Here is a 13,069-nt window from a genome sequence, read left to right on the forward strand (position 1 = left end):
GCCATGCCGATTTGCGCCATCGAGTCGATCGAGACCATCATCGTCGATCTCCCTACACTCCGCCCGCACAAGCTGGCGATGCACACGATGCAAAACCAGACCCAGGTGATTATCCGCGTGCGTTGCGCCGACGGTATCGAAGGTATCGGTGAGTCCACCACTATCGGCGGCCTGAGCTACGGCAATGAAAGCCCCGACAGCATCAAAATCAACATCGACCGACACTTTGCGCCACTGTTGATTGGCCAGGACGCGAGCAACATCAACGCGGCCATGTTGCGCTTGGCGCGCAGCATTCGTGGCAACACCTTTGCCAAGTCCGGTATCGAAAGCGCCTTGCTCGATGCCCTCGGCAAACGCCTCAACCTGCCGGTCAGCGAACTGCTCGGCGGGCGTGTTCGCGATGCCTTGCCGGTGGCGTGGACCCTGGCCAGCGGCAACACCGAACAAGACATTGCTGAAGCTGAAAAGATGCTCGACCTGCGCCGTCACCGTATCTTCAAATTGAAGATTGGCGCCGGTGAAGTCGGCCGCGATCTGGCCCATGTGATCGCGATCAAAAAGGCTCTGGGCGAGCGCGCCAGCGTGCGCGTTGACGTCAACCAGGCGTGGGACGAAGCCGTGGCCCTGCGCGCGTGCAAAGTGCTCGGTGATAACGGCATCGACTTGATTGAACAACCGATCTCACGCAATAACCGCAGCGGCATGGCCCGGCTCAACCTGTCGAGCCCGGCGCCGATCATGGCCGACGAGTCCATCGAATGCGTGGAAGACGCCTTCAACCTGGCCCGCGAAGGCGCGGCCTCGGTGTTCGCGCTCAAGATTGCCAAAAATGGTGGCCCGCGGGCCGTATTGCGTACCGCCGCAATCGCCGAAGCGGCCGGTATCGGCCTGTACGGCGGCACCATGCTCGAAGGCGGCATCGGCACACTGGCCTCGGCCCACGCCTTCCTGACCTTGAACAAGCTGGCCTGGGACACCGAACTGTTCGGCCCGCTGCTGCTGACCGAAGACATCCTCACCGAACCGCTGGCGTACCGCGATTTTGAGCTGCATGTCTCGCGCTTACCGGGCCTTGGCCTGACTATTGATGAAGAGCGTTTGGCGTTCTTCCGTCGTGACAAACACTAAGAGGCGCCTGCCATGTTGTTCCACGTAAAAATGACCGTGAACCTGCCCATCGACATGAACCCCGAACGCGCGGCGGCCCTGAAAGCCGAAGAGAAAGCCCTGGCGCAGCGCCTGCAACAGGAGGGCAAATGGCGTCACTTGTGGCGCATCGCCGGGCACTACGCCAACTACAGCGTGTTCGATGTCGACAGCGTGCAGGCACTGCACGAGCTGCTGATGCAACTGCCGCTTTTCCCCTATATGGCCATCGAAATAAATGCCCTGTGCCGACACCCTTCGTCGATCCATGAGGACGACCGCTGAGCCTGCTTTGCACCCAATAATTACAAGATGAGGATTGCACCATGTCCATCCGACTGTCCCAGACTGCCCACGCCCAACAGTTTCTCGAGCAAGCCAGCGGCAACCTTAACGATGCCGGCAACCCGCGCACCAAGGCGCTCATTTACCGGATCCTGCGCGACACGGTGAACATCATCGAAGACTTGGAAGTGACCCCGCAAGAGTTCTGGAAGGCGGTCAACTACCTCAACGAGTTAGGCAAGCATCAGGAGGCGGGTTTGCTCGCCGCCGGGCTGGGCCTGGAGCATTACCTGGATTTGCTGATGGACGCCGCCGATGAAGAGGCGGGCAAGTCCGGTGGCACCCCGCGTACCATCGAAGGCCCGCTGTATGTGGCCGGAGCGCCGCTGAGCAAGTACGAAGCGCGGCTGGACGATGGTAAGGACGCCGCGGTGCCGCTGTTTATGCGCGGGCAAGTGCGCGATACCGACGGCAAGCCGTTGGCGGGCGCGATTGTCGATGTATGGCAGGCGAATACTGGCGGTACGTATTCGTGGTTTGACCCGACGCAGTCGGAATTCAACCTGCGCCGGCGCATTGAGACCGATGCTCAGGGCAACTACCGTTTTCGCAGCATCGTGCCATCCGGCTACGGCTGCCCGCCGACCGGGCCGACGCAACAGCTGCTCGACCAACTGGGTCGTCATGGGCAGCGGCCGGCGCATATTCACTTCTTTATTTCGGCGCCAGGGCACCGGCATTTGACCACGCAGATCAACCTGTCGGATGACCCGTACCTGCATGATGATTTTGCCTATGCGACGCGCGATGAGTTGATTGCTGAGATTCGCTTCAGTGACGATCAGCAACTGGCGCGGGAGTTTGGCGTGGAAGGGCGGTTTGCGCAGATTGATTTTGACTTTGAGTTGCAAGCGTCTGGTGCGCCCCAGGAGCAGAAACGCATGCAGCGCGTGCGCGCCCTGGAAGACTGATTTTAACGCGGTTAAAAAATGTGGGAGCGGGCTTGCTCGCGAATGCGATGGATCAGCCAGCACATGTATTGACTGGCACACCGCCTTCGCGAGCAAGCCCGCTCCCACATGGGTTCTGTGGTGTTCTGGTTATTTGCGCACGACTAAGTCCAGCACCTCATCGCGATCCTTGATCTTCTGCAGCACAATCTCCGAGCGTATATCCATCACCCCCGCCGTGCGGTTCAGGTGGTTCACGATAAAGTCCGAAAAGTGCTTCAAATTCCTAGCCTGCACCCGCAACACATAATTGCTCGCCCCGGTAATCACATACGCACTGGCCACCTCCGGCCAGCCTTGCACCTTCTTAATAAACGTCTCATGCCAGTCCTCCACGTCCTGGCGCAAGGACAGGTGCACGATCGCCTCCAGCTCGATCCCCAATTGCTCGGCATTCAATACCGCGCGGTAACCGCTGATGATGCCCTCGCTCTCCAGCAGGCGCAAACGGCGTAGGCAGGCGGAGGGCGACAGGGCGACTTTTTCTGCCAGTTCCTGGTTGCTGATGCGGCCATCTTGTTGCAGAAAATGCAGGAGGCGCAGGTCGGTGGCGTCGAGAATCATGCTTAGAATAAATCCGCGTGTTTTGGAGTTAAATTCGAATTTCCTACAGCTTAATTAGCCTGTTACCCACCACTTTGCACGAAAATTCTCTAAAGCTTCGTTCATTATTTGGTTCATCTTCACTTATAAAAACCAGGACAGCCCATGACCACCCGAAGCCACTGCCAAGCCCTCGATGCCCAGGACTCGATGGCGCCGCTGCGTCATCAGTTCGCCTTGCCCGAGGGCGTGATCTACCTCGACGGCAACTCCCTCGGCGCACGCCCCGTGGCGGCGTTGGCGCGGGCACAGCAGGTAATCGCCGACGAGTGGGGCAATGGCTTGATTCGCAGTTGGAACAGCGCCGGCTGGGCGGATCTGTCCCAGCGTTTGGGTAACCGTCTGGCCCCCTTGATCGGCGCGCGTGACGGCGAAGTGGTGATCACCGATACCACCTCGGTCAACCTATTCAAGGTGCTCAGCGCCGCGTTGAGCGTGCAGCGTCAACGCCAGCCTGGGCGCAAGGTGATCGTTAGCGAGGCGAGCAACTTTCCCACCGACCTGTACATCGCTGAAGGCTTGGCCGAGTTGCTGCAACAGGGTTATTCGTTGCGGCTGGTAAACAGCCCCGATGAACTGCCGCAGGCCATCGATCAGGACGTGGCGGTGGTGATGCTCACCCACGTCAACTACAAGACCGGCTACATGTATGACATGCAGGCGCTCACCACATTGAGCCATGAATGCGGCGCGCTGAGCATCTGGGACCTCGCGCATTCGGCGGGCGCGGTGCCTATCGACCTGCACAAAGCCGGGGCCGATTACGCGATTGGCTGCACCTACAAATACCTCAATGGCGGGCCGGGCTCCCAGGCGTTTGTGTGGGTCAATCCAGCGTTGGTGGACCTGGTGCGCCAGCCGTTGTCGGGCTGGTTCGGGCACACACGGCAGTTTGCGATGGAGGCTCAATACGCCCCGAGCAGCGGCATCGCGCGTTACCTGTGCGGCACGCAGCCGATCACTTCGTTGGCCATGGTCGAATGCGGCCTGGAGATTTTTGCCCAGACCGACATGACCAGCCTGCGGGCTAAATCCCTGGCGCTGACTGACCTGTTTATTACGCTGGTGGAGGCCCGCTGTGCGGCTCACGGTCTGGTGCTGATCACGCCACGTGAGCACGCCAAGCGTGGCAGCCATGTGAGCTTCGAACACCCCGAGGGCTACGCGGTTATTCAGGCGCTGATCGCCCGTGGCGTCATTGGTGATTACCGCGAGCCGCGCATCATGCGCTTTGGGTTTACGCCGCTGTACACCAGTTTCACCGAGGTGTTTGACGCAGTAGAGATCCTTGGCGAACTCCTCGATAACGCCACGTGGGACCAGCCACAATTCAAAGTGCGCAACAGCGTCACTTAAGAACACTGCAAGCCCGCTCCCACAGTGGATCTATATCCAAACCGTGCAATCACAATAATAAAGGGGCACACCACATGACCACGCCAGACAACGGCTTTGCAGAGATCACCCACCGCGAACTGGGCCTGCGGCGCCAGCTCACTTGCGGCCAGATGAGCATGATCGCCATCGGTGGCGCCATCGGCACTGGGCTGTTCATGGGCAGCGCTTATGCCATCGGCTATGCCGGGCCCAGCGTGCTGGTCAGCTACGCCATCGGCGCGCTGATCACCTTGCTGTTGATGGGCTGCCTGGCGGAGATGACGGTGGCGCATTCCACCTCGGGCTCATTCGGCGCCTACGCCGAGTTCTACATCAGCCCGTTGGCTGGCTTCCTGGTGCGTTATGCCTACTGGGCGGCGATTGTGCTGGCGGTGGGCGCCGAGGTCACGGCGGTGGCGATGTACATGAAGTACTGGTTCGCCAACGTGCCGGAATGGGTGTGGATCGTGTCGTTTTCCAGTGTGCTGATTCTGCTCAATGCGATCAGCGTGAAGACCTTCGGCAACTTCGAATATTGGTTCTCGACGATCAAGATCAGCGCCATTGTCGGCTTCATCATCCTTGCGGTGTATGTGGTGTTCGGCTCGGGCAACCCGGAATACGGCATGCAGAATTACACCGCCCACGATGGTTTTTTTCCGCATGGCTTGAGCGGTATGTGGATCGCGGTGATCGTATCGATCTTCAGCTACCTCAGCGTGGAGATGATCGCCGTAGCGGCCGGTGAAGCCGCTGACCCGGAGCAGGCAGTGAAGAAAGCCTTCCGTGCCACCATCGTGCGGCTGGTCGTGTTCTACCTGTTGACCCTGGCGCTGATGCTGGCCATCGTGCCGTGGAACCAAGCCGGCCAGACCCAGAGCCCGTTTGTCACAGTAATGCAGACCATCGGCATTCCCGGCGCCACCGGGGTGATGAACTTCGTGATTCTGATTGCGGCGTTGTCGGCGATGAACAGCCAGCTCTACATCACCACACGCATGATGTTCAGCTTGTCTCGCGCAGGTTTTGCGCCCAAGTCCATGGGCGCCTTGAGCAAGAGCGGAATTCCACTGAATGCGCTGCTGCTGTCCAGCTCTGGCATTGCCTTGGCGACCTTGCTGAACGTGGTGTACCCGCAAAGCTCGTTCACCTTGATGATGGCGATCTCGATGTTTGGCGCGATCTTCACCTGGTTCATGATCTTCCTCACTCACCTGTTTTTCCGCCGCTATCGCAAGCGCCACGGCGGGCCGAAGCTGTCGTTCCAGCTGCGCCTGTTTCCCTATAGCACGCTGTTGGGGCTGGTGCTGATGGGCGCGGTGATGATCACCACGTACTTCACTGAGGCGTTCAAGATGACCCTGGTGTTCGGCGTGCCATTCCTGCTGATTCTGTCGGTGGTGTATTACGGGTTTTTCCGCAAGGGCAGGGCCAGGGCGTCGAACAAGGCTTTGGCGTAGCCGGGCAATTGCTCAAATGAACGCGCGCATAACAGTAGCGTGCGACAGGCCCAGTCTTCTCGCAGAGGTTGGGCCTTGAAGCGGCGCTCCAGCGGCCAGCGCTCCAGTGCGGCTTGGGGCACGATGCCCAGGCCCGCGCCGCCAGCGACCATGCGAATCAACCCGTCAAAACCATCGGCGCGGATGCGCGTTTGCAAGCGAAAACCTGCGTGCAACGCCTGTTCTTCCAGATATACCGCCAGCGCGCTGTTGGCGGTGAGGCCTACGTAGTCGTATTGCAGGCTGTCGATGAAACTTGCAGTGCCCGTCGCCAGCGGATGGGCCGAGGGCATGATCAACACCAGTGGGTCGTCGCGAAACGGTAGGGTTTGCAGGCTGTGTGTGTCCACCGCGTTGGAAATAATCCCGAGGTCCGCCGTGCCTTGGCGCAATGCTTGGGTGATGCGCAGGCTCGGCAGTTCTTGCAGGTCGATATCGAGGTTGGGATGTTCGCGCAAAAACTCCGCCAGCAATTCCGGCAGGTATTCGCTCAGGGCCGTGGTGTTGCACAGCAGACGCACCTGGCCTTTGACGCCATTGGCGTATTCGGCCAGGTCCTGTTGCAGATGCTCGGCCTGTTGCAGCAACAGGCGCGCGTGGCGGGCCAGGGCTTTGCCTGCTGGCGTCGGTGTGACGCCACGGCGGCCGCGTTCGAGAAATTCGATGCCCAATGAAGCTTCCATCGCACGGATGCGGGCGCTGGCGGCGGCCAGGGATAAATGGCTGCGCGTCGCGCCAGCGGTAATGTTGCCGGTGTCGAGGATGTGCAGGTAGAGGCGCAGGTCGATCAGGTCAAAGTGCATGGCCGAAGCTCTTCAGTGGCTGGACTTGCTCGCGTAGAGGCGCTCAGCCTCACACAAAACAAGAGGCTGACTCAGTATATGGCGAATTTTCATCTTCGCTGTGAAGTCGCAAAATCCCTCCATGACTACTTTCCTCTCGTTCTACCAAAACCTCGGCCCCGCCCTGACCCTGCTGGTACTCGGCACCTTCCTGCTGGCCGGCACCGTCAAAGGCGTCATCGGCCTGGGCCTGCCCACCGTGGCCATGGGTATGCTCGGCCTGGCTATGCTCCCGGCGCAGGCTGCGGCATTGTTGATCATTCCTTCAACGGTCACCAACCTCTGGCAACTGGCAATCGGCGGCCACTTGAGCGCCTTGCTCAAGCGCCTATGGACGATGTTGCTGCTGATTTTCCTTGGCACCGGGCTCGGCACGCTGTGGATGGGCATGGACGGTGGGCATTGGGTGGTGCGCGCGCTGGGCGCGGCGCTATTGGTGTATGCCTTGAGCGGGCTGTTCCTGCCCAGCTTCAAGGTGAAGCCTCACACCGAGCGTTGGTTGGGGCCGTTGTGTGGGCTGATCACCGGCCTTATCACCTCGACCACCGGTGTGTTCGTGATTCCCGCCGTGCCGTACCTGCAAGCCTTAGGCTTGAACCGGGATCAGTTGGTGCAGGCCTTGGGGCTGTCGTTCAGCGTGTCTACGCTGGCGTTGGCTGCGGGCTTGGCCTGGCGCGGGACCTTGGGCGGCGGCGAAATTAATGCATCGCTGTTGGCGCTGCTGCCCGCGTTGTTGGGTATGTGGCTGGGTCAAGTGTTGCGTCAGCGCATCAGTGCGGTGCTGTTCAAGCGCGTGTTTTTCATCGGCATGGCGCTGTTGGGCGGTCATCTGCTGATCAGCGGTTAAGTCAAGAGTCCGGCGTTATTCGTGCATTTTGATCAAATGTATTTTGCCGCACTGCTGCTTATTCCCGGGGTTGAATGTCGATAGCCTGCCGGCACACATTTTCAACCCTCTGGACCCCTTCGATGAAAAAAGTACTCCTGCTTAACGGCGGCAAGAAATTCGCCCACTCCGACGGCCGTTACAACGCCACCTTGCATGACGCCGCCCTGGCGGTGCTGGACCGTGGCGGCATTGATGTCAAAGTCACCCATATCGACGAAGGCTACGACGTGGCCGAAGAAGTGGCCAAATTTCTCTGGGCCGATGTGATCATCTACCAGATGCCCGGCTGGTGGATGGGCGCGCCGTGGATCGTCAAGAAGTACATCGACGAAGTCTTCACCGAAGGCCACGGCAGCCTCTACGCCAGCGATGGCCGTACGCGCTCCGATTCGTCGCAAAAGTACGGCAGCGGCGGCCTGATTCAGGGCAAGCAGTACATGTTGTCGCTGACCTGGAACGCCCCGCAGCAAGCCTTTGACGACCCGACCCATTTCTTCGAAGCCAAGGGCGTCGACGCGGTCTATTTCCCGTTCCACAAGGCCAATGAGTTCCTCGGCATGACCGGCCTGCCGACGTTTCTGTGCGTGGACGTGATGAAGCGCCCGGCCATCGAGGCTGACGTGGCACGCTACGAGCAGCATCTGGCGCAGGTGTTTAACCTCTCGGTGTAAGCTGCTACCCACCGATCAACAAGGACAGCCTGTGAAAGCCCGATCCGATGAGCTACAGATCTTCGTCAGCGTGATTGAGTGCGGCTCGATTTCCGCCGCGGCTGAGCAGGTCGGGCAGACGCCCTCGGCGGTCAGCCGCACGTTGTCGCGACTGGAAGCCAAGCTCGACACCACGCTGATTAACCGCACCACGCGGCGCATGGACCTGACCGAAGAGGGCAAGTACTTCTTTGAGCAGGCCAAGGTGATCCTGGCGCAGATGGATGACCTGGAAGAGCGGCTGTCGTTGCGCCAGAAAAAACCGGCCGGGCGCCTGCGCATCAACGCCGCTGTGCCGTTCATGCTGCATGGGATCGTGCCGTACATCGCCGAGTTTCGCAGCCTCTACCCGGACATCCAGCTGGAGCTGAACAGCGATGACCTGATCATCGACCTGCTGGAGCAGAGCACCGACATTGCCATTCGCATCGGTGCGCTGGCCGACTCCACGCTGCACGCGCGGTCGCTCGGCTGTACGCCACTGCATATCCTCGCCAGCCCCGACTACCTCAAGCAATACGGCATGCCGTCCACGGTCGCCGAGTTAGCGGACCATACGTTGCTGGGCTTCACTCAGACTGAAACCCTCAACCACTGGCCGTTGCGGCATGTGGAAGGCGACCGCTGGCTGATCCAGCCAAGCATCGCCGCCTCCAGCGGCGAAACCCTGCGCCAGTTGGCGCTGGAAGGACAGGGCATTTGCTGCCTGTCGAACTTCATGACGGTTGAAGATATTAACGCCGGGCGCCTGGTACCGGTGCTGGAGGCGTTCAACAGTGGCTATCGCCAGCCGATCCACGCGGTGTTCTACCGCAATTCGCAGTTGGCGTTGCGCATCCAGTGTTTCCTGGACTTCATTCAGACCAAGCTGGCGCGGTATGCCTGCTGATTTATGATCTGTGCGCACGATTGAATTGGGCACATCGAAGAGTGGTGGCGCTGTACCTGCTGGGGCTTGAGAAGCCGGTACCAGGCGCTTTCTACTTTGTGGAAAGCGGCGAAGCGGCACTTGTCGACATGACCACCGACATCGCGATTGGCCGAGGCTGAAGCCGAGTAGGGCCCTGAAATGGTCAACTGTGGCCTGGGCTCTAACAGCCGCGTGCGTGGCAAGCATGCCCGTGAGTTGCTGGGCTGGGCGCCGAAGCGGGCTTGCTCGCGAAAGGGGCCGCTCGGTCTGTCTGGTTCACCCAACACTGGCCCCTCATCGCTCAATTCCGTACCATTACCCGCCTTATCCCCCGCAACGCCCTGGTACCTCATGAACCTAACCCGTCTGCGCGCCGATGCTCTGGCCGGCCTCACCACGTCTTTTGCACTGCTGCCCGAGTGCATCGCCTTTGCCCTGGTTGCCCACCTCAACCCGCTGATGGGGCTCTACGGTGCCTTTATCATTTGCACCCTCACCGCATTGTTCGGCGGCCGGCCCGGCATGGTCTCGGGGGCGGCCGGCTCGATGGCGGTAGTGATCGTCGCGTTGGTGGTGCAGCACGGCGTGGAGTATTTACTGGCGACGGTGCTGCTGGGCGGGCTGATCATGGTTGCGTTCGGCCTGCTGCGCCTGGGCAAGCTGGTACGCATGGTGCCGCACCCGGTGATGCTCGGCTTCGTCAACGGCCTGGCGATTATCATTGCGCTGGCGCAACTGGAGCATTTCAAACGTGGTGAGACTTGGCTCAGCGGCACGCCGCTGTATGTGATGACCGGGCTGGTGGTGGTGACCATGGCCATTGTCTACCTGCTGCCCCGCCTGACCCGCGCCGTGCCGCCCGCCTTGGTGGCGATCCTCGGCGTTGGCCTGGCGGTGTACCTGCTCGGCCTGCCGACCCGGACGCTGGGCGACATGGCCCACATTGCCGGTGGCTTGCCGACCTTCGCGCTGCCGCAAATCCCCTGGACCCTGGAAACCCTCGGCATCATCGCGCCCTATGCGTTCCTGATGGCCATGGTCGGCTTGTTGGAAACCCTGTTGACCTTGAACCTCACTGACGAGATCACCGAAACCCGTGGCTACCCCGACCGCGAAAGCGTGGCGCTGGGCGCGGCGAATATGGTCTCGGGCCTGTTCGGCGGTATGGGCGGTTGCGCGATGATCGGGCAAACCGTGATCAACCTGAGTTCTGGCGGGCGCGGGCGCTTCTCGGGTGTGTTTGCCGGGGTGATGATCCTGTTGTTCATTCTGTTTCTGTCACCGCTGATCGAGCGAATTCCGCTGGCGGCATTGGTGGGCGTGATGTTCGTGGTGTCGCAGCAGACCTTCGCTTGGGCGTCCCTGCGGGTGATCAACAAAGTACCGGTCAATGACGTGCTGGTGATTCTGGCGGTGACGGTGATCACCGTGTTTACCGACTTGGCCACGGCGGTGCTGTGCGGCATTGTGATTGCGGCGCTGAACTTCGCTTGGCAACAGGCGCGTGAGCTCTATGCCGATGAGCATCTGGAAGCCGATGGCAGCAAGCTTTATCGCCTGCATGGCACGCTGTTCTTTGCCTCGACTACACCGTTCTTGAACCAGTTCGACCCGGCCGATGACCCGGCTCAGGTGACGCTGGATTGCCGTCACCTGATCTTTGTCGACTACTCAGCGATTGCCGCGCTGATGACCTTGCGTGAGCGCTATACCAAGGCCGGTAAGCACCTGCGGGTGCTGCATTTATCGGAGCGCTGCAAGAAGTTGCTCAAGCGCGCCCGCGTGCATCATGAGTAATTGATTACGGCCCGACCAGGTCTTCGAGTTCCTGGGCACGGCTCTGGGTCATGTCCAACAGGCAGCCGGAGCCGTTGACTTGGTCGATGGTGCCGCCAGTGGCTGAGCCTGCGAAGGCGCAGTTAGCGTCGCGGTATTTAAGCCACAGGCGTTGCACGTCCTGCAGTTTCTGCTTGCGGTCGCCTTCTTGAGCGGCCAGGGCGGTTTTGTAAGCTTTGTTCAGGCGTTCGTCCTGAACCTTGGTTTCCTTGGCGTTGCAATTGACCATGTCGACGGTCGTGTTGGCGCTGTCCATGCATTTTTTCAGCGCGGCGTTCTCGGCCGCCGAGGCGCTGCCGGACAAGGCGAGCAATAGCGCGCTGGTGGCGAAAGGAACAATCAGGGTCTTGCGATTCATCGTTGGAATTCCTTATCGACGGTGGGGCTGCCATCTGAGACTCGGCCCTGGCAGTTGAGTTTCGATACATAAAAAACTTCATGTAAAAACACCCTCCGGATTTTCACGCGTTGGCGCTGGGCATACCCGCAAGCGACAGCACTTATCCGTGGGCGAAAATTACTTTCATAAAAATTGAAAACTATATCGGTTAATGATTTATGAGTTTCACAACCAATTCGACGTGACCCTTTTCAAGGAGTACCGCATGGCCGCACCACTGGGCTTCGGGCTGTTGGCATACGCTGCCATCGCCATCATTGCATTGATCGTGCTGATCGCACGTTACCGACTTAACCCGTTTATTGTCATCACTCTGGTGTCTATCGGCCTGGCGCTGATGGCCGGCATGCCGGCGGACACCATCATGGGCTCGTACGAGGCGGGTGTCGGTAAAACCCTGGGGCATATCGCCTTGGTGGTGGCGCTGGGCACCATGCTCGGTAAGATGATGGCCGAGTCGGGCGGCGCCGAGCAGGTGGCGCGCACCCTGATCAATCGCTTTGGTGAACGCAATGCGCATTGGGCGATGGTGTGTATCGCCTTCCTGGTGGGGCTGCCGCTGTTTTTCGAGGTCGGTTTTGTGTTGCTGGTGCCGATCGCCTTTACCGTGGCGCGGCGCGTTGGGGTGTCGATCCTGATGGTCGGCTTGCCTATGGTCGCCGGTTTGTCGGTGGTGCATGCGTTGGTACCGCCGCACCCGGCGGCGATGATGGCGGTGCTGGCGTATAACGCGTCGGTGGGGCAAACCGTGCTGTATGCGATCTTGATTGGTATCCCTACGGCGATTATCGCCGGTCCGCTTTACGCCAAATTCATCGTGCCACGCATTCACCTTCCGGCGCAGAACCCGCTGGAACGCCAGTTTATCGAGCGCGAACCGCGCACCCGTTTGCCGAGTTTTTCGCTGACCATGGGCACGATCCTGCTGCCGGTAGTACTGATGATGATCGGCGGCTGGGCCAATGTGATTTCCACTCCTGGCACCGGTTTTAACCAATTCCTGCTGTTTATTGGCAACTCGGTGATCGCGCTGTTGGTGGCCACCTTGGTGAGCTTCTGGACCTTGGGCCTGGCCCAGGGCTTTAACCGCGAAGCGATCCTCAAGTTTACCAATGAATGTCTGGCGCCGACCGCCAGCATCACCTTGCTGGTGGGCGCGGGCGGCGGCTTGAATCGCATCCTGGTGGACGCCGGCGTAACCCATGAAATTCTTGGTTTGGCCCATGCCTTCCATCTGTCGCCGCTGGTGATGGGCTGGTTGTTCGCCGCACTGATGCGCATCGCCACGGGTTCGGCCACTGTGGCCATGACGACGGCGTCTGGTGTGGTCGCGCCCGTCGCGCTGGGCCTGGGTTATCCCCACCCGGAGTTGCTGGTGTTGGCCACCGGTGCGGGCTCGGTGATCTTTTCCCACGTCAACGACGGTGGCTTCTGGCTGATCAAGGAATACTTCAATATGACGGTGATCCAGACCTTCAAGACGTGGACCGTGCTGGAAACCCTGATTTCGGTGGTCGCCTTCGGTCTCACTTATGGTCTGTCCTGCATCTTGTAACCCG

13 protein-coding genes and 1 pseudogene are annotated in these 13,069 nt (G+C 60.1%); 11 read left to right on the forward strand and 3 right to left on the reverse strand.

Features of this window, described 5'->3' with window-relative positions; all coding sequences use genetic code 11:
- Nucleotides 1-3 precede the first annotated feature (3 nt).
- Genes FW764_RS25765 through catA form a run of 3 tightly spaced genes read left to right on the forward strand, consistent with a single transcriptional unit; the run spans nt 4 to nt 2,405 of the window.
- Complete coding sequence (locus FW764_RS25765) at nt 4-1,131, forward strand: muconate cycloisomerase family protein (protein ID WP_446436344.1); 1,128 nt, start codon at nt 4-6, stop codon at nt 1,129-1,131.
- 12 nt (nt 1,132-1,143) lie between these two features.
- Nucleotides 1,144-1,434: a muconolactone Delta-isomerase gene (gene catC / locus FW764_RS25770; RefSeq protein WP_446436345.1), complete on the forward strand. Its 291-nt coding sequence runs from the start codon at nt 1,144-1,146 to the stop codon at nt 1,432-1,434.
- A 41-nt stretch (nt 1,435-1,475) separates the two neighbouring features.
- A complete protein-coding gene (gene catA / locus FW764_RS25775) occupies nt 1,476-2,405 on the forward strand; it encodes a catechol 1,2-dioxygenase (RefSeq protein ID WP_446436346.1) in 930 nt (309 codons plus the stop codon).
- Nucleotides 2,406-2,534: 129 nt separating this feature from the next.
- On the opposite strand, the gene FW764_RS25780 is transcribed toward catA, so the two are convergent.
- Nucleotides 2,535-3,008, reverse strand: a complete 474-nt coding sequence (locus FW764_RS25780; protein ID WP_003176072.1) for an Lrp/AsnC family transcriptional regulator — start codon at nt 3,006-3,008, stop codon at nt 2,535-2,537.
- A 144-nt stretch (nt 3,009-3,152) separates the two neighbouring features.
- Between FW764_RS25780 and kynU the strand changes: the two genes are divergently transcribed.
- Together kynU and FW764_RS25790 are read left to right on the forward strand one after the other, a co-directional pair.
- Nucleotides 3,153-4,403 carry a kynureninase gene (kynU, locus tag FW764_RS25785; protein ID WP_446436347.1) on the forward strand — a complete coding sequence of 417 codons (1,251 nt, stop codon included), beginning with the start codon at nt 3,153-3,155 and terminating at the stop codon, nt 4,401-4,403.
- Between the two features lie 74 nt (nt 4,404-4,477).
- On the forward strand, nt 4,478-5,884 hold the full coding sequence (locus tag FW764_RS25790; RefSeq protein ID WP_446436348.1) for an amino acid permease: 1,407 nt from the start codon (nt 4,478-4,480) through the stop codon (nt 5,882-5,884).
- Here FW764_RS25790 and FW764_RS25795 read toward each other — a convergent pair.
- Nucleotides 5,830-6,726 carry a LysR substrate-binding domain-containing protein gene (locus FW764_RS25795; RefSeq protein ID WP_446436349.1) on the reverse strand — a complete coding sequence of 299 codons (897 nt, stop codon included), beginning with the start codon at nt 6,724-6,726 and terminating at the stop codon, nt 5,830-5,832. The genes FW764_RS25790 and FW764_RS25795 overlap by 55 nt on opposite strands.
- A 121-nt stretch (nt 6,727-6,847) precedes the next feature.
- On the opposite strand from FW764_RS25795, the gene FW764_RS25800 reads away from it, so the two are divergent.
- The 5 genes and pseudogenes from FW764_RS25800 to FW764_RS25820 all read left to right on the forward strand — a co-directional run bounded on the left by FW764_RS25800 (nt 6,848) and on the right by FW764_RS25820 (nt 11,071).
- Nucleotides 6,848-7,612: a sulfite exporter TauE/SafE family protein gene (locus FW764_RS25800; protein WP_446436350.1), complete on the forward strand. Its 765-nt coding sequence runs from the start codon at nt 6,848-6,850 to the stop codon at nt 7,610-7,612.
- 122 nt (nt 7,613-7,734) lie between these two features.
- Nucleotides 7,735-8,325 carry an NAD(P)H-dependent oxidoreductase gene (locus FW764_RS25805; protein WP_446436351.1) on the forward strand — a complete coding sequence of 197 codons (591 nt, stop codon included), beginning with the start codon at nt 7,735-7,737 and terminating at the stop codon, nt 8,323-8,325.
- A gap of 31 nt (nt 8,326-8,356) precedes the next feature.
- Nucleotides 8,357-9,253 (forward strand): LysR substrate-binding domain-containing protein, encoded by an 897-nt coding sequence (locus FW764_RS25810; RefSeq protein WP_446436352.1) that lies wholly within the window; start codon nt 8,357-8,359, stop codon nt 9,251-9,253.
- Nucleotides 9,254-9,294: 41 nt separating this feature from the next.
- A pseudogene (locus FW764_RS25815) lies at nt 9,295-9,514 on the forward strand (NAD-dependent epimerase/dehydratase family protein); the annotation flags it as partial.
- Between the two features lie 111 nt (nt 9,515-9,625).
- On the forward strand, nt 9,626-11,071 hold the full coding sequence (locus FW764_RS25820; RefSeq protein ID WP_446436369.1) for a SulP family inorganic anion transporter: 1,446 nt from the start codon (nt 9,626-9,628) through the stop codon (nt 11,069-11,071).
- A gap of 4 nt (nt 11,072-11,075) precedes the next feature.
- Here the strand turns inward: FW764_RS25820 and FW764_RS25825 are convergent, their stop codons facing one another.
- On the reverse strand, nt 11,076-11,468 hold the full coding sequence (locus tag FW764_RS25825) for a lysozyme inhibitor LprI family protein (protein WP_446436353.1): 393 nt from the start codon (nt 11,466-11,468) through the stop codon (nt 11,076-11,078).
- Between the two features lie 247 nt (nt 11,469-11,715).
- Between FW764_RS25825 and FW764_RS25830 the strand changes: the two genes are divergently transcribed.
- The gene (locus tag FW764_RS25830; protein WP_446436354.1) at nt 11,716-13,065 is read left to right on the forward strand and encodes a GntT/GntP/DsdX family permease; all 1,350 of its coding nucleotides are present in this window, start codon (nt 11,716-11,718) and stop codon (nt 13,063-13,065) included.
- Nucleotides 13,066-13,069: the final 4 nt, after the last annotated feature.

The organism is Pseudomonas sp. 1152_12, assembly GCF_052850675.1.